This is a genomic window from Rhizobium beringeri, from assembly GCF_004306515.1.
Lineage (GTDB): Bacteria > Pseudomonadota > Alphaproteobacteria > Rhizobiales > Rhizobiaceae > Rhizobium > Rhizobium beringeri.
Genome location: NZ_SILG01000001.1, coordinates 1,352,991 through 1,374,882 on the forward strand (window position 1 = coordinate 1,352,991; position 21,892 = coordinate 1,374,882).

Sequence of the window (21,892 nt, forward strand, 5' to 3'; positions counted from 1 at the left end):
CCTTCATGAAACGCAACGTCGTTCTCAAGCTTACCGGCGTCGAGCGCCATTACGGGCAGGGCGATACGCTGCTCCCGATTCTGAAGGGCGCGGATTTTTCGATGTCGAAGGGCGAGATCGTCGCTCTTGTCGCGCCCTCCGGCACCGGCAAATCGACGCTGCTACATATCGCCGGCCTGCTGGAGCATCCGGACGGCGGTGAAGTCAACATCAACGGTCATGCCTGTGACGGCCTGAGCGACGAGAAACGCACCGCGATCCGTCGCAGCGAAATCGGCTTCGTCTACCAGTTCCACCACCTGCTGCCGGAATTCTCGGCGCTCGAAAATATCATGATGCCGCAACTGATCGCCGGGCTGTCCTGGAAGGAAGCCGGAGAGCGGGCCGGCCAGCTTCTCGATTATATGCGCATCGGCCATCGTGGCTCGCATCGCCCGGGCGAGCTTTCCGGCGGCGAGCAGCAGCGCGTTGCGATTGCCCGCGCCGTCGCTAATGCGCCGACCCTACTTTTTGCCGACGAGCCGACTGGCAATCTCGATCCCGAAACGGCAAGCTACGTCTTCGATGCGCTGGAAGCGTTGGTGCGGCAGTCCGGCCTTGCTGCTCTCATCGCCACCCATAATCACGAGCTCGCCCGCCGCATGGATCGGCGCGTGACGATCTCCGACGGCAAGATCGTCGATTTCTGATGTATGTCGCCCAAAAGCCTGCAGCGGTTTTGCGATAACGACATGCATAAATCAGAGACTTAAAGCGCATCGCCTGATTCCAGATTGACGCGACGCGTTTTAAGGCTGCGATTAGGGCACAATCAGCCCGCCGCGGTAATCGAGCGCATAGGCCTTCTGGCCATCGACCATGATGCATTCGTGGCCGCTGAACCGCTCGCAACCGCCTTCGCTGCGGTCGATATAGCGGCCAAGCGGATGGTCGAATTCCATTCCGCCAAGAAACCGGCCCTCTCGATACATCGCCGAAAGTGCAGCCTTGATCACCGTCCCGGCCGCTGTGCCGTCGATGAGCTTCGGCGCAATGACGCAGCCAAAATAATTCATCGCCCAGACGGGCTCGTCGGCAAGCCACACCACTTCCTGCCCGGCGAAATCGGTCCCGCCGAAATAGCTGTCGAGATAGCGCCAGTCGCCGCGTTCGTAACCGATATCGTGGGAACTCGGCCGGCAGGGCGCGCGCGCCACGCCGCCGCCGACATAGGTCGCAGCCTTTGCCTCCACGACGAATTCGTTCAGCATCGTAATATCGAACATGTCATTCTCCTCTCAGCCCGATGCTGGCAAATATGCTGCTATGTGTAAAGAACAAAAGAGGAACATAGATCCGAAATAAACGGGTCGGCTCGAGGAGGCTGGCCGTCTCGGCGCCAGGCCGATCTATGGGAGGCCAGAAGGGACAGCTGCCGCCCATCTCATCGGGTACTGGCGACTCGCAGATGCGCATCACGACATTTTTCAAACACAAGAAAGAAGGAAAAGATTCCTGTTGACAACGGAACATACATGGAACAAATTGAAAACATAACGAGTAAAGGAGAGCCCGATGACTGACATGATCCGTGATATCGCAGCATTCACCTCCATCGCAATGTTCGTTGCCAGCTTCTCGCTCATCGTCATGGCGCTCTAAAGTTTTCAGGGGACCGCATGGCAATCATGCGGTCCGGATGCGGGACTTCTTCTGGACATCATCGCCCTCTATGCCGACAATGCGTCCGATTCATTCGGGTGATTGGGAAGGCATGTCATGGCGGATACGGTAAAGGGTTCAACGGGTGAGGCGACCGGCGGCACGCCGGGTTTCATCCACCTCAGGGTCCATTCCGCCTATTCGCTTCTCGAGGGCGCGCTGCCGCTGAAGAAGATCCTCTACAAGGCGACCGGCGACAGCCAGCCGGCGATTGCGATTACCGACACCAACAATCTGTTCGTCGCCCTCGAATTCTCCCAAAAGGCGATGGAGGACGGCCTGCAGCCGATCATCGGCTGCCAGGTCTCTATCGACATGGAAGACGGGTTGGAAACGGAAAAGCGCGGCGGCCAGCAGGCCCTGGTCAAGCTGCCGGCGATCGTTCTTCTCGCCGCGACGGATGCCGGTTACGAACGGCTGGTCGATCTCGTCAGTCGGGCTTATCTCAGCGGCGAAAGCAATCAGGCCGTTCATATCAGCACCTCCTGGCTGGAGGAGGCAGGCACGGAAGGGCTGATCGCATTGAGCGGCGCCCTGACCGGGCCGGTCGACGTGGCGGTCAAGGAAGGCCATCCCGCTCAGGCGGAAGCCCGGCTGCTGACGCTGAAGCGTCTCTTCGGCGACAGGCTCTATGTCGAGCTGCAGCGGCACGGCACTTACGACAAGCGGCACGAGCAGAAGATTGTCGGGCTCGCCTATGCCCACGACCTGCCGCTGGTTGCGACCAACGAGGCTTTCTTTCCGACACGCGACGATTACGACGCCCATGATGCGCTGATGGCGGTCGCGCACAACGCCATCGTCTCCGACGACAGCCGTTTTCGCCTGACGCCGGATCACTATCTGAAGAGCCGGGCCGAGATGGCCAAGCTCTTCGCCGACCTGCCGGAAGCGCTGGAAAATACGATCGAGATCGCCAAGCGCTGCTCCTTCGTGCTGAAGACGCGAAAGCCGATCCTGCCACGTTTCACCGGTGCGACCGACGATGCGGAGGAGGCCGAACGCGCCGAGGCGAGCGAACTGCGCCGCCAGGCGGTCGAAGGGCTGGACATGCGGCTTTCGACGCTCGGCATGTCGCCGGGTTACGAGGAGAAGGATTATCGCGAGCGGCTGGAATTCGAGCTCAGCGTCATCGAGCGCATGCGTTTTCCCGGCTACTTCCTGATCGTTGCCGACTTCATCAAATGGGCCAAGCAGCACGACATTCCGGTCGGTCCCGGCCGCGGTTCGGGCGCCGGTTCGCTGGTCGCCTATGCATTGACGATCACCGACGTCGATCCGCTGCGTTTTTCGCTGCTCTTCGAGCGCTTCCTTAATCCGGAACGCGTCTCGATGCCCGACTTCGACATCGACTTCTGCCAGGACCGCCGCGAAGAGGTGATCCGCTATGTTCAGGCCAAGTATGGCCGCGAGCAGGTGGCGCAGATCATCACCTTCGGTTCGCTGCAGGCGCGCGCCGCCCTTCGCGACGTCGGCCGCGTGCTGGAAATGCCCTATGGCCAGGTCGACAAGATCTGCAAACTCGTGCCGAACAATCCCGCCAATCCGACGCCGCTGTCCAAGGCGATCGAGGAGGAGCCGAAGCTGCAGGAGGAGGCGGCGAAAGAACCTGTTGTCGCGCGGCTGCTCGACATCGCCCAGAAGATCGAGGGGCTTTACCGCCATGCCTCGACCCATGCCGCCGGCATCGTCATTGGTGACCGGCCGCTTTCCAAGCTGGTGCCGATGTATCGCGATCCGCGCTCGGACATGCCGGTCACCCAATTCAACATGAAATGGGTGGAGCAGGCGGGCCTCGTCAAGTTCGACTTCCTCGGCCTGAAGACGCTGACCGTGCTGAAGGTCGCGGTTGATTTCGTCGCCAAGCTCGGCGTTAAGGTCGATCTCGCAGCCATTCCTCTCGACGACAAGAAGACCTACGAGATGCTGTCGCGCGGCGAGACGGTCGGCGTGTTCCAGGTGGAAAGTGCCGGCATGCGCAAGGCACTGATCGGCATGAAGCCGGACTGCATCGAGGACATCATCGCGCTGGTGGCGCTCTACCGTCCGGGCCCGATGGAGAACATCCCCACCTACAATGCCCGCAAGCACGGCGACGAAGAGCTGGAATCGATCCATCCGATGATCGACCACCTGCTCAAGGAAACCCAGGGCGTCATCGTCTATCAGGAACAGGTGATGCAGATCGCCCAGGTTCTGTCCGGCTATTCGCTGGGGGAAGCCGACCTTCTGCGTCGCGCCATGGGTAAGAAGATCAAGGCCGAGATGGACCAGCAGCGCGAACGCTTCGTCGTTGGCGCCGTCAAGAATGGCGTATCGAAGCCGCAGGCCGACAATATCTTTGAACTGCTGGCGAAGTTCGCCAACTACGGCTTCAACAAGTCGCATGCCGCCGCCTATGCCATCGTCTCCTACCAGACGGCCTACATGAAGGCGCATTATCCGGTCGAATTCCTCGCCGCCTCAATGACGCTCGACATGTCCAACACGGAAAAGGTCAATGATTTCCGCCAGGATGCCAAGCGACTCGGCATCGAGGTGATCGCGCCCTCGGTGCAGACTTCCTTCCGCCATTTCGAGACCGGCAACAACCGCATCTATTACGCGCTCGCCGCCCTCAAGGGCGTGGGCGAATCCGCCGTCGACCATATCGTCGAGGTGCGTGGCGACAAGCCCTTTGCCAGCATCGAGGATTTCTGCCTGCGCATCGATCCGCGTCAGGTCAATCGTCGCGTGCTCGAAAGCCTGATCTATGCCGGCGCCTTCGATTGTTTCGACATGGACCGCGCCCAGCTAGCAGCCGGCCTCGACCGCATTCTCGGTTATGCCCAGCGCGCCCAGGAGAACAAGCTGAGCGGCCAGTCGGACATTTTCGGCAGTACGTTGACGTCGGGGCCTGAGAAGATCTCCCTGCCGCCGTTCTCGCCCTGGCTCCCCTCCGAGCGGCTGCTTAAGGAATTCCAGGTGCTGGGCTTCTATCTCACAGCCCACCCGCTCGATTCCTACAACAACATCCTGCAGAAGATGCGGGTGCAGACCTTTGCCGAGTTTTCCGCCGCCATCAAACAGGGCGCGGCCAATGCGCGCCTTGCCGGTACCGTCATCTCGAAGCAGGAGCGCAAGACCCGCACCGGCAACAAGATGGGCATCATCGTCTTCTCCGATTCTTCGGGCCAGTTCGAAGCGGTGCTGTTTTCGGAAATGCTGAACCAGTATCGCGACGTGTTGGAGTCGGGCAAATCCTTCGTGCTGACCGCGACCGGCGAGGAGCGGCCGGAGGGTATCGGCCTGCGCATCCAGACGATCCAGTCGCTGGAGGAAAAGTCGCTGCAGATGCAGAAGGCGCTACGCGTCTATGTCCGCGATTCCGGACCGCTGAGAATGGTTGCCGGCCATTTGAACGCCAAGGGTGATGGCCTCGTTTCCTTCATCGTCATCAAGGAGGAGGGCAAGCGCGAGGTGGAAGTGGCGCTGCCGGAGAAATACCGCATCACGCCGGAGATCGCCGCCGCCCTTCGTGCCGCCCCCGGCGTCGTCGACGTCGAGCTTGTCTGATCAGCCTAGAGCGCGTCGCGACAATCCGGATTCATGCGACGCGCTTTAACTTTGATTTATGCATGTCGTTATCACAAAACCGCTGCGCACTTTTGGCGACACGCATTAGCGTGATGACCATCACCCACGGGTGATTGTGATGAAATCCGTGCCTTCGCCGGTCTCCCGGCCGAGGCCGGTATCGGAGATCGTCAGCGTCGAGCCGGGCGCGATGAGGGCGTCGATCTTGCGGCGGGTCTCATCGGGGATGGTAATCCGGCTGAGCGAACGGGCGATCGGCTTGCCTGTAATGATCGAGCTTTCCTGATTGGTGATGCCGAGCCGCTTCATCGTCGCGCGGGAGAGATTGTTCTCGAGCGTGATGCCGAGCCAGTCGGCCGTGCCGGCCTTTTCATCGACCGCATGCAGCGTGAAGAAATGTGTGCCGAGCGCCAGTCCCGGATCGGCGATCGTCACCGGCGCTTCGAAGATCGGCTTGAAGGCCTGCCGTACCATGATGACGCCGTTCGGCGGCTCGCCCTTGCCAGCCGCGGCATAGATTTCTCTGAGGAGCGTGTCGGAGACCAGGCTCCTGTCGGCAGCAAATTCCGCCGGCCGCAGCGTCTTGAAAGTCTTGATCGCCTGCACGGTCGACGGACCGAGCAAGCCGTCCGGATTGCCGGCGGAAAAGCCGAGCTGGTTGAGCAGGGCCTGGATGTCGATCACCGTCTCGCGCAACGTCCGGCGTGTGACGAGCATGCTGATCGGCTCGGACGGCGGCTCGGGTTCGGGCGCCGCAATCGGCTGCGCTGCCGGCATGGGCATCGCAGCGGTATCGTTCATCGCCACCTGCACCGGCTTCTCGGGGCTGTCGGGCATGGAGGGCCGCAGTTCGACATCCGAAAGCAGCGGCATCGCCGCCGGTGCATCCGGATGGAAAAGGGTCGGATGATCGATCGGCTGCGGCACCAGTTCACCGTCGCTGATAATGACGGGGACACCGGGATCCGTCATCCCATAGAGCATTTTTGCGAAGGCGCCGGGCATGCGCACGCAGCCATGCGAGGCCGGATAACGCGGCACGGAATTGGATTCGTGAAGAGCAATGCCGGACCAGGTCAGCCTTTGCATGAACGGCATCGGGGCCGCCGAATAGAGATTGGATTCGTGGTATTTCTGCTTTTCCAGCACCGAGAAGATGCCGCTTGGCGTCGTGTGGCCGTCCTTGCCGGTCGAGACCTTCGAGGTCGCGACGACCTCGGTGCCATCATAGACCGCAAGCGACTGCTTGTCCTTCGAGACGAAGATCTGCAGCGTGCGCGCAGCATCCGCGGCAAGAGCGGGGTGCACGAGTGCGGTGGCCGACAGCAAGCCGAGGCCGAAGACAAGACGCGAGAACATGATACCCAACCATACGCAATACTTGCCCGGCACATTATGGGACGAAGTTTAAGGAAGATTTTATAGGCCGCCTGGCCGGCAGGCCTCACGCGTTAGTGATCGCGCTTGCTGTTGCCGAATGTATAGCCGGTCTCGACCGTCCGCTTGCCGAACTTGTCGCGCAGCTTGTCCATCGCCGCTTCGGCCGCCGCTCGCCGGCCCGATTGCTGGTCGATCAGATCGGGCGGATCGGCGCGGGCGGCATCGCCGAGGTCGGTGACGCCGATGCCGATCAGGCGGAACTTCGTCCCGTCAGTCTCTTTTTCGAGAAGCTCGAGCCCGGTGCGGAAGATCTTGTCGGCAAGCTGGGTCGGGTCCTCGAGCTTGCGGTTGCGGGTGCGCGATTTGAAATCGGCGCTCTTCATCTTCAGAACCACGGTCTGGCCGGCAATGCCGTTTTTCTTCAGCCGCCAGGAGACCTTTTCGGAGAGGTTGCGCAGGATCGGCACCAGATCGTCATAACGCGAGATGTCATCGAAGAAGGTGGTCTCGGACGAAACGCTCTTGGCGGCATCATTGAGATGCACTTCGCGGTCATCGATGCCGCGCGACAGGCGTGCGAGCCGCTGGCCGATACTGCCGTAGCGGCGCATCAGGTCGTTTTCCTCCATCTGCTGCAATTGGCTGATGGTACGGATGCCGTCCGCCTCCAGCGTCGCCGCAAAGGCCTTGCCGACGCCCCAGATCGTGGTGACGGGACGCGGCGCCAGAAACTCGACCGCTTCCTCACGGCCGATGACGGAAAAGCCGCGCGGCTTCTGCAGGTCTGAGGCGACCTTGGCGAGGAATTTGCAATAGGAAAGCCCGACCGAAACGGTGATGCCGATCTCTCTTTCGACACGGCGGGCGAATTTGGCGAGCGTGCGCGCCGGCGGATCGTGATGCAGCCTCTCGGTTCCCCCAAGCTCGAGGAAGGCCTCGTCGATCGATAGCGGCTGCACCAGCGGCGTCAGATCCTGCATCATTGCGCGCACCTGGCGCCCGACCCGGACATATTTCTCCATGTCGGGGCGGATGACGATCGCCTCAGGGCATGCCTCCAGCGCCTTGAACATCGGCATGGCCGAACGCACGCCGTGGATACGGGCGATATAGCAGGCAGTGGAAACCACACCGCGTTTGCCGCCACCGATGATGACAGGCTTGTCGGCAAGCTCCGGATTGTCGCGTTTCTCCACCGCTGCGTAGAAGGCGTCGCAATCGATATGTGCAAGCGTCAATGCATAGAGTTCGCGATGGCGCACGAGACGGGGGCTGCCGCAGGAAACGCAACGGCGCGCCTCGCCCTTCTGCTCGGCAAGGCAGTCGCGACAGAAGCCGGGTGTCTTGTCAGGCGCGGGCGTCATGATGAGAACAAAGATTGAACGCCGAGACATTACGCCTTAAGCTTCCGAGTCTCAAGAGAGGGCGGGAGCTTTGCCTTTGGATAACGATCTTCGTTTCGAGCCGGTAACGCCAGAACGCTGGGACGATTTCGAAATCGTGTTCGGGCCGCAGGGTGCGTTCTATAATTGCTGGTGCGTGGCGCTGCGCCTGCCGCATGCGATAAGGACTGAGAGGGCGGCCGACGAACGCAAGGCGCATATGCGGGGACGGATTAACGCGGGTCCGCCGCCTGGCATCCTCTGTTATGCTGAGGGCGCGCCAGTCGCCTGGGTGCAGGTCGGGCCGCGCCACGACGTACCGCAGTTCAATTCGCCGCGCACCGTCTCGCGGCCGCTGGAAGAGGGAGATGCGCATGATCCATCTATCTGGGCCGTCAGTTGCTTCTTCCTGCTGCCCAAACTGCGCGGCAAGGGAATGAGCCACCGCCTGCTCGCCGGCGCGATCGACCATGCGCGGCGCCAGGGAGCACGGCTACTCGAAGCCTGTCCGATCGATCATGTGAAGCAGTCGAAATCAGTGACGCTCTGCATCGGCTCGACGGCGATCTTCGATGCGGCCGGTTTCGAGACAGTAGCGCGGCGCAAGGACGGCCGTCCGCTCATGCGGCTGGAACTGCGCGCGTGAAGGTGGCGGAAACAAGATGCGCCTCGATGAGCTCGGCCGCATGCGTCCAGTCGGTGGCGCGGGTGATGTCGTCGGCCGCCGCCGGTGCGAAACGATGGACGGGCGAGTTCGGCATCAGATGAATCAGCAGGCAATCGGCGACGTGTTCCCTAACGGAATGCAGATTGCGCGCCATATCATCAATGAAGACGACGGGAAGGGAGCGGCTGGCATGCAATGCGTGAACGATCGGCCCCTTGGGTTGTTCGGTGGCAAGCAGCGGAAAGAGCAGGCCCATCCTGTCCAGCAGGCGACGGCGCTGGTCCTGGAACCGCGGCTGCATGGCTGTCAGGAAAAGGATGTCGGCCTCTTCAGAAAGTCGGTCGAGCGTTTCGACCACACGGTCGAGCGGCGTCTGCCAAAGCTCTTGGGCCTCGAAGAATTCCTCGATCAGCCGGCTGACCTCTTGATCTTCGATCTCCACGCCGTCGGCTTGCGAGACGATGTTGCCATGAAGCCGGAACGATCGCGGCAGAAACGCGTGGCCCCGGCTCTGAAGGAAAAGCTGGAAGGGACCGATGAACTGCAACACGACGTCGTCGACGTCACAGACGATCAACGGCCGCTCGCCGAGTCGGATATGCGAGATGTCGAATTCTCCGGAGGCCACGGTCAGTATTCTCCGGAATCGAGGCCCGGCGAAGAAAAATGTTGCCAGGCCGCCGTCACCGTCTCTGGGTTGATCCCGCTCGCCGCGCAGAAGGCCATCGCCGTCGGTTCATGGTTCATCAGGAAATCCATCAGGCCGGCGAGGAATCCGGGATCGTTGACGGCGTTGCGCACCTGGCCAGGCGCCACACCCGTCAGCGCGAGAAAGCGGCCGAACATCTCGGGATCGTCGGCAAGCCAGCCGAGCACGGCGATCGCCGTTTCGTGCGGGTCGGCAGCCTGTTGTTTCGAAGTCTTGAAGTTGCTTTGCATTTCGCTGGGTAAGTTACCTTTTCTTCAACCAAATACCGGTAGCGTGCGCTATCGGTTTCACGAGCTATTTGTCCGCATGTGCCTTTCTCATGGGACGAACCGCTGCGCGAACGGACGTAGGGACAGCTTGTCATGCCCAAACAGGTGATGATTGTAGAAGATAACGAGCTCAACATGAAGCTCTTTCGCGACCTCATCGAGGCGTCCGGCTATACGACGATCCAGACCAGAAACGGCATGGAGGCGCTCGATCTGGCACGCAAGCATCGCCCCGACCTCATTCTGATGGATATTCAGCTTCCCGAGGTCTCCGGCCTCGAAGTTACGAAATGGCTGAAGGAAGACGACGAGCTGCACGTGATTCCCGTCATCGCCGTTACGGCTTTCGCGATGAAGGGGGACGAGGAGCGGATCCGCCAAGGCGGCTGCGAGGCCTATGTTTCAAAGCCGATCTCGGTTCCGAAATTCATCGAGACGATCAAGACCTATCTGGGCGATGCCTGACGCATCGGAAAGACGCTTATGACTGCGCGAATACTGGTGGTTGACGATATTCCGGCCAACGTGAAGCTGCTCGAAGCGCGGCTGCTTGCGGAGTATTTCGACGTGATGACCGCAGCGGACGGCTACACGGCACTGGCGATCTGCGAGCGCAACCAGGTCGATCTCATCCTGCTCGACATCATGATGCCCGGCATAGATGGTTTCGAGGTCTGCGAGCGGCTGAAGGCCAGCCAGAAGACCGCCCATATTCCAGTCGTCATGGTCACCGCGCTCGACCAGCCGACCGATCGTGTACGCGGCCTGAAGGCTGGTGCCGACGATTTTCTCACCAAGCCGGTCAACGATCTGCAGCTGATCTCCCGGGTGAAGAGCCTGCTGCGGCTGAAGACGTTGAGCGATGAGCTGCGCATCCGCGCCGACACCGCCCACACGATGGGCATAGATGACCTCACGCGGGCAGGCGAGGGCCGCGCCGACGAGACCGCTCAGGTCCTGCTCGTCGACGGACGCGCCAATTCGCAGGAGCGTATCATCAAGGCGCTGAAGCCCGTCGCCGACGTGCTTGCCCTCTCCGATCCGCAGGCCGCCCTCTTCGAGGCGGCCGAAAGCGCGTTCGATCTCGTCATCGTCAACGCCAACTTCGACGACTACGATCCGCTTCGCCTCTGCTCGCAGCTGCGCTCGCTGGAGCGCACCCGCTTCTTGCCGATCCTGATCATCACCGAGCAGGGCGCTGACGACATGGTCGTGCGCGCGCTCGATCTCGGCGTCAACGACTACATCATCCGCCCGGTCGATCCCAACGAACTGGTCGCCCGCAGCCTGACGCAGATCCGCCGCAAGCGCTACAACGACCGCCTGCGCGCCAGCGTCAAGCAGACGATCGAACTTGCCGTGACCGATCCTCTGACCGGCCTTTATAACCGGCGCTATCTCGACAATCACCTGAACGTGCTCTTCAACCGTTCGATGGCGCGGGGCCGGCCGCTTTCGGTGCTGATCACCGATATCGACCGCTTCAAGCATGTGAACGACACCTACGGCCATGACGGTGGCGACGAGGTGCTGCGGGAATTCGCAAATCGCGTCCGTTCGACCATCCGCGGGGCCGATCTCGCCTGCCGCTACGGTGGAGAGGAATTCGTTGTCGTGATGCCCGACACCTCGCCGGAAATTGCCGCCGCCGTCGCCGAGCGCCTGCGTGCGGCGATCGAAAACGCTCCCTTCATGCTGAAACACGCCGGGGAAGCGCTGAACGTCACTGCTTCCTTCGGGATCGCCTCGCGTATTGCGCAGGTGCTGACTCCGGACCAACTGATGAAACAGGCGGATCTGGCTCTTTACGAGGCCAAGAATACCGGCCGCAACCGTGTGGTCGCCGCGGCCGCGTGACGAATCACTTGCCGCCATGCGCGCCATTTGCGGGTTTTCCACTGCGGTAAGCGAATTGTTACCGATCTTTAATCTTCGCCTGTGCACTGCGGGGCGAAAAATTTGCAGCCCAATAGCCCAAAAATGGACTCGCCGCGTTGCCGCGGATGTGTTGCCGCGCGATAGTCTTGAAAGAGTCAGGCCGTAGCTCAAAATGAAATGAAGACTATAAAAAATGCCTGCCGCCGACAGGGTCAAATAGATTGCGGCGGCGTCACCTCACGTAAGGGGAGGGGTGGCGTAAGTTATTAAGTTATATTGTCGAATTTCTTGAAAAGAGCAGGCACTACGCTTCGATCCAAAGCAGAGACGACAAAACTTTGTATGTCCCAAATCTGGACTTTTAACCATAGAATCAAGATGAGAAAATTCATCATTAAGAATTTGTTGATTTTCTTTCATTTTTGCGCAAATTATCGGCTCATAAGAGAAGCGCTCCCGTTGAGGAGTTGTCGATACCCCATGATGCTCAGGTCCGCCGCATCTCCTGGGTCGTGGGGTCGGTCGGCTAGTAGGCAAGTTATAGCGGTTCCTCGTGCCGTTTTGCATGCTGGCCGACCCCCTTTCACGAAAACGCCGCCACTTCCCGAAGATGGAAGGGCGGCGTTTTGTCTGTTTGCGCTATCATCTTGAAAACCATAAAGCCGGACAACAAAAAACGCGCAACCCGAAGGTGCGCGCTTTTGTGAAATCCGTCAGGCCAAGTGATTACTTGATCTTGGTTTCCTTGAACTCGACATGCTTCTTTGCAACCGGGTCGTACTTCGTCTTCGTCATCTTGTCCGTCATCGTGCGGCTGTTCTTCGTGGTGACGTAGAAGAAACCGGTGTCGGCTGTCGACAGCAGCTTGATCTTGATTGTTGTAGCCTTGGCCATGGTCGTCCTGCCTTTAAGAAAATGAAAGCCGTGGAAGCCGGATGGGCTCCACGGCAAATCCTGGCGCGAAACTACGAATCCCGCCCGAAAAGTCAAGCCCGTTTTCGAATGAACATCAGTCTGATGCCGGAAAGTAGGGCGTAAAGACCGAAGAAAGCGGCAATCGCCCAGGCAAAACCGTTATTTCCAGCGACATCGATCGCCGCGCCGATCGCCTGCGGCCCGGCCACGGTTCCCATCGCATAACAGAAGACGAAGGCAGCATTGGCCGCCGCAAGATCGGAGCCCGTCAGCCGCGAGCCGAGATGGCTGAGGCCGACCGTATAGAGGCCTGAGACGCAGCCGCCCCAGAAAAGCAGGAGCCCGGCCATCAGCAGCCAGTTGTTGAGCAACAGCGGCAACATCATCGAGCCGATGAAGCCCATCAGCGCCATGCCGGCCAGAAGCGGCCGCTTGTCGGCGATGCGGTCGGAAAGCAGGCCGAGCGGGATCTGAAAGATGACGTTGCCGACGCCCATCATGGTGAGCAGCAGCGCGGCCTGCGATTCGGTAAAATGGGCGCGCACGGCAAAGATCGGAAAAAGCGACAGCCCACCGGCTTCGACCGCGCCGAAGATGAAGACCGCCGCCGTCGCCGTCGGCACCAGGAAAACGTAGCGCATGAAGTGCAGCTCCGGTTTTTCCTCGAGCACGGGGCTCTCGTCGCGGGCGATGAAGATGGGGATGGCCGCAAGCAGGATGGCGGCGGCGCCGATCAGGAAGGGGAAGATGCCATCGCTGCCGAGGACCGAAAAGAGCAGAGGTCCGGCCGCGAAGCCAAGGGAAAGCACCGTCGCATAGATGCCAAGCACGAAACCGCGCTTGGAAGGCGGCGAAGCGGCGTTGATCCAGAATTCGGAGAGGATGAACAGCGTCGTCGTCGCGCCATGGAAGGCGAAACGCAGTGGAAACCACATCCAGAAATCCTGGGCGTAGTAGAAACCGAGCGCGCTCAGCGCCGAAATCAGCACGGCCCAGAGCATTGTCGGCGCAACGCCGTATTTATGGGCGAGCTTGGTGGTAACAGGTGCGGCGGCCATCGCCGCGACCCCGGCCATCGCCGTGTTGAGCCCGATCAGGGTGGACGAGATGCCGCGTTTTTCGAGGATGATGCTGAGAAGCGGGAGACCGAGGCCGATTGCTATGCCAACGGCTGATATGGACGAGATGGCTGCCACCAGAGAAGGCCAATGGATTTCTTCGACATCGCCCGGTGTGCCGGTTCTCGGCTGAGACATTTATCCATCCTTAGAAAGCTGCGCGAACGAATCGGCCGATTCCCGTCAGATAGATAGACACAGACGTGCCAAATCCAGGTGACGGATGCCGCTTCGCAGTATTTCCGATGTGAGTGACCATCTGCGGAATGTAAAGCCCGTTCGGGCAAGAAATGCTTACCATGTCAGGTCTTGAGGATCTTCGGCTCTCGCATTCGGGTGGTGGTCGGTGGAGGGCTGCCACTACACGTTAAATATGTCTGGAAGGTGAAGGCGCTAATTCGGCCGGCCGGGGATGTCATAATCGTCCGGACCGTCACTCTCGCCACCGAAGCCGTGCATGCGCAGCGCCCATTGCAGACCGATGACCCCGCCCTTGATCGGCTGGATCGAGGCAAGCGCGGTGATGATGGTGATCGGTGCCCAGATGGTGAGATGCACCCAGACCGGCAGCACGAAGGTCATGTCGGTCAGCATATAGCCGCCGACCACGACGTGGCCGAGGACGAGGATGACGATATAGGGCGGCAGGTCGTCTGCGCGTTGGTGATGCATCGCCTCGCCGCAGGCCGCGCAATGATCGACCGGTTTCAGGAAGGCACGAAAGAGCTTGCCGTTGCCGCAGGCCGGGCAGCGGTTCATCAGCCCGCGCATGATGGAGCGCCCAAGCGGACGCTCGACCTCGGGCGTATCCCCGTAGCGGGCAACCGGATCGGTCGGTGTGCTCATCGCATGTTCCTCTTTCAGACCGAAAGCATCGGATTCGTTTTGTGAACCAGGCCCAACGCTAGCGATCTTTTCGTTGTTGCAGCGCTTTTGCCGAAAACCAGCGTCCGCTTTCGGCGCGATGCCTTAGTGGCGTCCGCGTGGCGGCCTTGTTCCAGGTTTCTTGCGGACCTGGCCTCTGTCGCGGCGGCCCGCCTTGTGGAAGGAGCGCACCGCCGCCGGCATCTCGCGGCCCTCGCTGATCATCTCGAAACGCAGCGCGCCGGCAAGCGGGATCGCTTCGGCAAGCTTTACGGTGACGCTGTCGCCCAGGCGATAACCGAGCCCTGTTCGTTCACCCGAGAGTGCCTGATGCGCCTCGTCATAGATGAAATAATCAGTGCCGAGCGTAGATATAGGGACGAAACCGTCGGCGCCATAGTCCGGCAGGGCGACAAAAAGCCCCGATTTCGTCACGCCCGAGACCCGTCCGGCAAACTCCTCGCCGACGCGACCGCTGAGGTGATGCGCGATCAGCCGGTCGACGGTCTCGCGCTCGGCTGCCATCGCCCGGCGCTCGAAGGTCGAGATTTCGGCGGCGATATCGTCGAGCGCCGCCTCTTCGTCGGGCGTGATGCCGCCTTCGCCGAAACCGAGCGAGCCGACGAGGGCGCGATGCACGATGAGATCGGCATAGCGGCGGATCGGCGAGGTGAAGTGGGCGTATTTCATCAGGTTGAGGCCGAAATGGCCGATATTCTCGGGGCCGTAGATCGCCTGGCTCTGCGAACGCAGCACCATCTCGTTGACCATGGTCTGGTGCGGCGTGCCGTCCGCCTTCGCCAAGATGCCGTTGAAGTTGTTGGCGCGCATGTTGCCGCCCTTGGCTAGCGAGATGCCGAGCGTGGCCAGGAACTCACGCAGGATCTCCTGCTTGGCAAGCGTCGGGCCGTCATGAATGCGGTAGATCAGCGGCTGGCGTTTCTTTTCCAGCGTCTCGGCGGCGCAGACGTTTGCCTGGATCATCATCTCTTCGATCAGCTTGTGCGCGTCGAGCCGTGGCGGCACGACGACCCGGTCGACCGTGCCGTCGGGCTTCAGCAGGATCTTGCGCTCCGGCATGTCGAGTTCCAGCGGCTGGCGCCGGTCGCGTCCGCGCTTCATCACCTCATAGGCGTGCCAGAGCGGCTTCAGGATCGGCTCGAGCATCGGGCCGGTCTGATCGTCCGGTTTGCCGTCGATCGCTGCCTGGGCCTGCTGGTAGGACAGCTTGGCCGCGCTCTTCATCATGATGCGATAGAAAGTGTGGCCGATCTTGCGGCCGTCCCCGGAAAAGCTCATGCGCACGGCGAGCGCCGGACGGTCGACGCCTTCCTTCAGCGAGCAGAGATCGTTGGAGATGCGCTCCGGCAGCATCGGCACGACGCGATCGGGGAAATAGACCGAGTTGCCGCGCTTCAGCGCCTCGCGGTCGAGCGGCGAATTCGGGCGGACATACCAGGAGACGTCGGCAATCGCGACGGTGACGATGACGCCGCCGGGATTGTCGGGCGAGGGGTCGAGCTCGGCATAAACGGCGTCGTCATGGTCCTTTGCATCGGCCGGGTCGATGGTGATCAGCGGCACGTCGCGCCAATCCTCGCGATGCGACATGCTGGCCGGTTTTGCGGCTTCCGCCTCGGCGATAACGGCCGGCGGGAAGACATGCGGGATGCCGTGCGCATGGATCGCGATCATCGAGATCGCCTTTTCCGAACCGACGGAACCGACGACGGAAAGCACCTTGGCGCGCGGCAGGCCGAAACGGCCGAGGCGGGCGATTTCGACTTCGACCAGATCGCCGTCCGTGGCGCCGCCAGTGAAGTCGGGATCGATCACCATCTCCTCGCCGCGCCGTTCGATCGGCAGCAGCCGGCCGCCGCCGCCTGGCGCAGTGCGGAAGACGCCCATCGAGGCGCCGCGGCGCCTGTCGATCACCTTGATGATCCGCGCAGTATAGGCCGGACCGCCGCGGTCGACAGCCGGGAAGATCTTTGCCAGGATGCGGTCGCCGAGCCCGGCGACGGGCGCCTTGCCCTTACCCTGGCGGCCTGCGGGTGATTGCTGGCGGATGGCGACGGCGGGTGCTACGCCCTGGTCTTCCGGCCATTCCGCCGGCCGGCCGATCAGATCGCCATCCTTGTCGCGCGTGGTGATATCGAGAACCGTGACGGGCGGCAGCGCACCGGGACGGATCAGCGACTTGCGGTTCTTCTGCAGCATGCCTTCCTGCTCGAGCTCCTGCAGCATGTGCTTGAGTTCGACACGGTTGTCGCCCTTCAGGCCGAAAGCCTTGGCGAGTTCGCGTTTGGACGCTTTCTGCGGGTGATCGGCTATGAAGCGCAGGATCACCTCGCGCGAAGGCAGCGCGCCATGGACGATGTTCAGCGGCTCGACGGCGGGGGCATCCTTGCCGGCGCGGCCGATCTTGCCCGGACGCTTGCCCGCAGGGTTCGTTCTGTCGCGCGGTATCCTGCTCACGTCAGCTCTTTTTCGATTTCGTGGGCGCTTTCGCCTTCGTTGCCTTCGGCTTGGCGGCCGTCTTGGTGGCCTTGGCTTCGGCGGCTGCCGCCTTCGGCTTGGCTTTCGCCTTGGCCGCCTTGCCCACAGGTGCCTTGCCGGCCTTTTCGGCGATCAGCGCAAGCGCCTCCTCGACGGTGATCGCCTGGGGATCTTTGCCCTTCGGCAGTGTGGCGTTGATCTTGCCCCAGTTGACATAGGGGCCGTACTTGCCGTCGCGAACGGTGATGGCGCCGCCATCAGGATGATCACCGAGGGTCTTCAGCGCCGCCGGCGTGCCGCGCCCGCCCCGGCCCGGGGCCTGTTTCGCCTTTTCGGCGATAACAGTCACGGCACGGTTGAGGCCGACCGAGAACACGTCCTCGACGGTTTCCAGATTGGCATAGGAACCGTCATGGAGGAGGAACGGCCCATAGCGGCCGATACCGGACGAGATCATCTTGCCCGTTTCAGGATGTTTGCCGATATCGCGCGGCAGCGAGATCAGCGCCATCGCCTTTTCATAATCGATGTCCTCGGGCTTCCAGCCCTTCGGCAGCGAAGCGCGTTTGGCTTCCTTGCCGTCGCCGCGCTGGATATAGGGGCCGAAGCGGCCGGAACGCAGCGTCAGGTCCTCGCCGGTAGTCGGATCGGTGCCGAGGTTCTTCGGCTCGTTAAGTGCTGCGCCGTCTGCTTCTCCGCCGTTTTCAGAAGAGAGCTGGCGGGTGTAGTTGCATTCCGGATAGTTCGAACAGCCGACGAAGGCGCCATATTTGCCGAGCTTCAGCGACAGGTTTCCGGTACCGCAGACCTGGCAGATTCTGGGATCGCTGCCGTCTTCCCGTTTCGGGAAGACGAGTGGTGCCAGCGCCTCGTTCAGTGAATCGAGCACATTGGTGACGCGCAGCTCCTTGGTGTCCTCGATCTGGGCGAAGAAATCCTTCCAGAAATCGCGCAGCACCTGCTTCCAGTTCAACTCGCCGGCCGAAATCCGGTCGAGCTTTTCCTCAAGGTCGGCGGTGAAGTCGTATTCGACATATTTGGTGAAGAAGCTTTCGAGGAAAGCCGTCACCAGCCGGCCCTTGGCCTGCGGGATCAGCTTGCGCTTGTCGATCGTCACATAGTCGCGGTCGCGTAATGTCGCGAGGGTCGCAGCATAGGTGGAGGGGCGGCCGATGCCGAGCTCTTCCATCTTCTTGATGAGCGAGGCTTCCGAATAACGCGGCGGCGGCTCGGTGAAATGCTGGGTCGAATTGATCTTCTGCTTGGCGAGCGTTTCGCGCGCAATGATCTCCGGCAGGCGGCCATCCTCGTCGCCGTCGTCGCTCTGCTCGCCATCCTCCTTCTGGTCGGTATAGGCGGCGATGAAGCCGTCGAAGCGGATCACGGAACCGACGGCGCGAAGCCCGGCCTTCTCGCCCTTGTTGTCAGCGGTGATTTCAGCCGTCGTGCGCTCGATCTCGGCCGACGCCATCTGGCTGGCGATACCGCGCTTCCAGATCAACTCGTAGAGCCGGATCTGATCGGCATCGAGGAATTTGCGCACACGGTCGGGCGAACGATAGAAATCGGTCGGACGGATCGCCTCGTGCGCCTCCTGGGCGTTCTTCGCCTTGGTCGAGTAGAAGCGCGGCTTTTCCGGCATGTAGCGTTCGCCGAACTGGTCGACGATGGCGCTGCGTGCCGCATCGATCGCCTCGGGCGCCATCTGAACGCCGTCGGTTCGCATATAGGTGATGAGACCGACCGTCTCGCCGCCGATATCGACACCCTCATAGAGCCTCTGCGCAATCTGCATGGTGCGCGAGGCGGAGAAGCCGAGATTGGAGGAGGCGGCCTGCTGCAGCGTCGAGGTCGTAAACGGCGGTCCCGGGTTGCGCTTGACCGGCTTCGCCTCGACCGTATCGACGACATAGCTCGCACCTTCGAGCAGTGCCTTCAGCCGGCCGGCATCCTCACCGTTGCCAATCGCGCGTGGCTGCAGCCGTTTGCCGTTCGCCGAAACCAGCCTTGCCTCGAACTCGTCGCCGCGCGGCGTCTTCAGAAGCGCCGAGATGTTCCAGTACTCTTCGGAAATGAAGCGCTCGATCTCGGATTCGCGATCGCAGACCAGGCGAAGTGCCACCGACTGAACGCGGCCGGCCGACCGTGCGCCGGGCAGCTTGCGCCACAGCACCGGCGAAAGATTGAAGCCGACGAGATAGTCGAGCGCGCGGCGCGCGAGATAAGCGTCGACCAGCGGCACGTCGATGTCGCGCGGATCGGCCATCGCGTCGAGCACCGCCTTCTTGGTGATCGCATTGAAGACGACGCGCTTGACCGGCTTGCCGTTCAGCACGCGCTTCTTGTTCAGCATGTCGAGAACGTGCCAGGAAATCGCTTCGCCTTCGCGATCCGGGTCGGTTGCGAGAAACAGGCCGTCGGCGGATTTCACCGCGTCGGCAATGTCCTTCATCCGCTTGGCGGAGGCGCTGTCGACCTCCCAAAGCATTTCGAAATCCTGATCGGGGAGGACTGAGCCATCCTTGGCAGGCAGATCGCGCACATGGCCGAAGGAGGCGAGCACTTTGTATCCCGGACCCAGATACTTATTGATCGTCTTGGCCTTGGCAGGCGATTCCACCACTACAACATTCATGATGATTCTCTAAAAAGGAAGCGACGCCAGCGTTGAAACCAGCGCAACACATACCGCAACTTGGATATCGGCCCTCCGACATGGACAGGGAAATCGCCGCGGTCAAGGGGTTTGCTACAATTTTACCTCTTGCATCTGTTGCAGCCGAGGGGAGATTATCGGCAAAATACAATTTTAGATAGGTTATCAAAGGTTTTTCGACACAGGGTTCGGCAATTCGCGTAGCCGCCGCCTGATGTCGCGCAAGGTTCAATCGGAAAGCGAGACGAGGCCGCCCTGCTGCCGGTGCAGCCTGCCGGCAATATCAAGCTCCAGAAGGATGAGATAGACCGCGGATGCCGAGAGGCCGGTATGACGGATGACGTCGTCGATCTCGACCGGCGTCGGCCCGAGCGCATCGATGATGCGGTTTCGATCGGAATCGCCGGGTGGTACCGATATGGACTTGCCGCCAGGCGCAGGCTCCTCCGCCATCGATGACGGGAACAGGTCGAATTGCGCAAGCGGCGCCAGGGCCTCGATGACATCGGCGGGTGCGGTGACGATCGAAGCACCGTCCTTCAGCAGGCCGTTGGTGCCATGGCAGCGCGGATCGAGCGGTGAGCCGGGCACGGCAAACACCAGGCGGCCGAACTCGCCGGCAAGCCTTGCCGTGATCAGCGAGCCCGAACGCGCCGCCGCTTCGATGACGACGAGGCCAAGCCCGATGCCGGCGATCAGCCGGTTGCGGCGCGGAAAGTCGCGGGCACGGGGCTCCCAGCCGAAGGGCATTTCGCTCACCGCCAGGCCGTTGCCGCTGGTTATCTCCTCGAGCAGGCCGATATTCTCCGGCGGGTAGGGCTGGTCGAGGCCGCCGGCAAGGGCGGCGATCGTGCCTGTGTCGAGGCTTGCCCGGTGGGCTGCAGTATCGATGCCGCGCGCCAGGCCGGAGACCACGGTATATCCAGCCCGGCCGCAGTCGCGTGCTACCATCGCCGCGAATTTCGCGCCTGCGATCGAGGCATTGCGCGAGCCGACGATGCCGACGGCCGGTCGGTTGGCGGCGGCAAGCGCGCCCTTAACGGCCAGAAGCGGCGGCGCGCCGTCGATCTGCTTCAGCGCTTGCGGGTAGTCCGGCTCGCCGATGCCGACGAAGCGGGCGCCGAAGCGACGCGCCGCCTCGAGTTCCCGATGCGCCTCGGCCTCGCTGGCGATGCGGATTGCCCGCGTGGCGCCGCCGCGCGCCGAAAGCTCCGGCAGTGCGGCAAGTGCTGCCTCAGCCGAACCGAAATGATTGATGAGGTCGCGAAAGGTGGCAGGGCCAATATTGTCGGAACGGATGAGGCGCAACCAAGCAATTCTTTGCCGTTCGGTCAGAACAACGCCTTTTGGTCCGGCGCTCAGCGCATCCATTATCCCTTTGCCCCGATCTTGCTTTCCGTCCCGCCCATCAGGCGCGAAATATTCGCCTTATGCTTCCAGTAGGAGATGAGGGTCATGATCGCCATGACAGCTGCAACCTTTTCGTTACCCAGTATCCACAGCGCAACCGGAATGACAAGCATGGCAATCAACGCTGACAGTGAGGAGTAGCGGGTGGTGAAGGCGACCGCCAGCCAGACGGCGGCGAAGAGCACGACCATGATCGGCGCCACGCCGAGCAGGGTGCCGATATAGGTGGCGACACCCTTGCCGCCCTTGAAGCCGATCCAGACGGGGAAGAGATGGCCGATGAAAGCGAAAAAGCCGGCGATGATCGCGGCCTCCTCACCGAGGAAGTAGCCGACGATCCAGGCTGCGGCCGATGCTTTCAGCGCATCGAGCAGCAGCGTCGCCGCGGCAAGCGTCCGGTTTCCTGTTCTGAGCACATTGGTTGCGCCGATATTGCCGGAACCGATGCTGCGCACGTCGCCGAGGCCGGCGGCTCGCGTCAGGATCAGGCCGAAGGGGATCGAGCCGAAGAGATAGCCGATAACGGCGGCGGCAAGCGCGATCGGCAGCGTGATCTGCCATGACATCAGATTGGATAACATATGCCCCCTCAGCCCCTCCGTGGCCTATCCTCGAGTCAGCCTTCTCCCGCTGGGGGATGGACGGCGATGGTGTCGATCCTAGAGCATGATGCCGAAAACTGTGAGCGGTTTTCGGACGACGTCATGCTCTAACTATTTAATTTAGAACAGGATTCAGATTTTAGGCCGACGCAGCCTAAAGTCATCCTGTTCTAGAGCAATTCCAGCAAAACTGCGCAGCGGTTTTGCGTCCGGAATTGCGTAAAAACCAAAAGATAGAGCATTTCCGTCACTCAGAGAAATCAGGA

The 21,892-nt window shown here is 61.4% G+C and carries 17 protein-coding genes; 5 read left to right on the forward strand and 12 right to left on the reverse strand.

Annotation, left to right across the window (positions count from 1 at the left end; translation table 11 throughout):
- Positions 1-5: 5 nt before the first annotated feature.
- Positions 6-689, forward strand: coding sequence for an ABC transporter ATP-binding protein (locus ELH03_RS06960; protein WP_128404367.1), 684 nt, complete (start codon positions 6-8; stop codon positions 687-689).
- A 111-nt stretch (positions 690-800) separates the two neighbouring features.
- Here the strand turns inward: ELH03_RS06960 and ELH03_RS06965 are convergent, their stop codons facing one another.
- A complete protein-coding gene (locus ELH03_RS06965; protein ID WP_128404368.1) occupies positions 801-1,265 on the reverse strand; it encodes a DUF5680 domain-containing protein in 465 nt (154 codons plus the stop codon).
- Between the two features lie 493 nt (positions 1,266-1,758).
- Here ELH03_RS06965 and dnaE point away from each other — a divergent pair, with 493 nt between their 5' ends.
- Entirely contained in the window at positions 1,759-5,256 is a 3,498-nt protein-coding gene (gene dnaE / locus ELH03_RS06970) for a DNA polymerase III subunit alpha (protein WP_128404369.1), read from the forward strand.
- 120 nt (positions 5,257-5,376) lie between these two features.
- Here the strand turns inward: dnaE and ELH03_RS06975 are convergent, their stop codons facing one another.
- A complete protein-coding gene (locus ELH03_RS06975; RefSeq protein ID WP_128404370.1) occupies positions 5,377-6,636 on the reverse strand; it encodes a L,D-transpeptidase family protein in 1,260 nt (419 codons plus the stop codon).
- Between the two features lie 92 nt (positions 6,637-6,728).
- Positions 6,729-8,021, reverse strand: coding sequence for a DNA polymerase IV (locus ELH03_RS06980; protein WP_128404398.1), 1,293 nt, complete (start codon positions 8,019-8,021; stop codon positions 6,729-6,731).
- Positions 8,022-8,097: 76 nt separating this feature from the next.
- On the opposite strand from ELH03_RS06980, the gene ELH03_RS06985 reads away from it, so the two are divergent.
- The gene (locus tag ELH03_RS06985) at positions 8,098-8,685 is read left to right on the forward strand and encodes a GNAT family N-acetyltransferase (protein WP_128404371.1); all 588 of its coding nucleotides are present in this window, start codon (positions 8,098-8,100) and stop codon (positions 8,683-8,685) included.
- Here ELH03_RS06985 and ELH03_RS06990 read toward each other — a convergent pair.
- Positions 8,660-9,334, reverse strand: coding sequence for a hypothetical protein (locus ELH03_RS06990; RefSeq protein ID WP_128404372.1), 675 nt, complete (start codon positions 9,332-9,334; stop codon positions 8,660-8,662). The genes ELH03_RS06985 and ELH03_RS06990 overlap by 26 nt on opposite strands.
- Before the next feature lie 2 nt (positions 9,335-9,336).
- Positions 9,337-9,645, reverse strand: coding sequence for a DUF3572 domain-containing protein (locus ELH03_RS06995; RefSeq protein ID WP_128404373.1), 309 nt, complete (start codon positions 9,643-9,645; stop codon positions 9,337-9,339).
- A gap of 132 nt (positions 9,646-9,777) precedes the next feature.
- Between ELH03_RS06995 and ELH03_RS07000 the strand changes: the two genes are divergently transcribed.
- Both ELH03_RS07000 and ELH03_RS07005 read left to right on the forward strand, forming a co-directional pair.
- Positions 9,778-10,149, forward strand: coding sequence for a response regulator (locus tag ELH03_RS07000; protein ID WP_003547430.1), 372 nt, complete (start codon positions 9,778-9,780; stop codon positions 10,147-10,149).
- A gap of 18 nt (positions 10,150-10,167) precedes the next feature.
- A complete protein-coding gene (locus ELH03_RS07005; protein WP_128404374.1) occupies positions 10,168-11,541 on the forward strand; it encodes a PleD family two-component system response regulator in 1,374 nt (457 codons plus the stop codon).
- Positions 11,542-12,288: 747 nt separating this feature from the next.
- On the opposite strand, the gene rpmG is transcribed toward ELH03_RS07005, so the two are convergent.
- The 7 genes from rpmG to plsY form a co-directional block, all read right to left on the reverse strand.
- Positions 12,289-12,456 carry a 50S ribosomal protein L33 gene (gene rpmG, locus ELH03_RS07010; protein ID WP_003547442.1) on the reverse strand — a complete coding sequence of 56 codons (168 nt, stop codon included), beginning with the start codon at positions 12,454-12,456 and terminating at the stop codon, positions 12,289-12,291.
- A 92-nt stretch (positions 12,457-12,548) separates the two neighbouring features.
- Positions 12,549-13,733 carry an MFS transporter gene (locus ELH03_RS07015; RefSeq protein ID WP_018069489.1) on the reverse strand — a complete coding sequence of 395 codons (1,185 nt, stop codon included), beginning with the start codon at positions 13,731-13,733 and terminating at the stop codon, positions 12,549-12,551.
- Between the two features lie 255 nt (positions 13,734-13,988).
- Positions 13,989-14,441 carry a DUF983 domain-containing protein gene (locus ELH03_RS07020; RefSeq protein WP_130766202.1) on the reverse strand — a complete coding sequence of 151 codons (453 nt, stop codon included), beginning with the start codon at positions 14,439-14,441 and terminating at the stop codon, positions 13,989-13,991.
- A 123-nt stretch (positions 14,442-14,564) separates the two neighbouring features.
- Positions 14,565-16,937, reverse strand: coding sequence for a ribonuclease R (gene rnr, locus ELH03_RS07025; protein ID WP_128404376.1), 2,373 nt, complete (start codon positions 16,935-16,937; stop codon positions 14,565-14,567).
- Between the two features lies 1 nt (position 16,938).
- Entirely contained in the window at positions 16,939-19,593 is a 2,655-nt protein-coding gene (topA, locus tag ELH03_RS07030; RefSeq protein ID WP_130766203.1) for a type I DNA topoisomerase, read from the reverse strand.
- A gap of 249 nt (positions 19,594-19,842) precedes the next feature.
- Positions 19,843-20,985, reverse strand: coding sequence for a DNA-processing protein DprA (dprA, locus tag ELH03_RS07035; protein WP_130766204.1), 1,143 nt, complete (start codon positions 20,983-20,985; stop codon positions 19,843-19,845).
- A complete protein-coding gene (gene plsY, locus ELH03_RS07040) occupies positions 20,985-21,605 on the reverse strand; it encodes a glycerol-3-phosphate 1-O-acyltransferase PlsY (protein WP_130766205.1) in 621 nt (206 codons plus the stop codon). The genes dprA and plsY overlap by 1 nt, the downstream gene beginning before the upstream one ends.
- Positions 21,606-21,892: the final 287 nt, after the last annotated feature.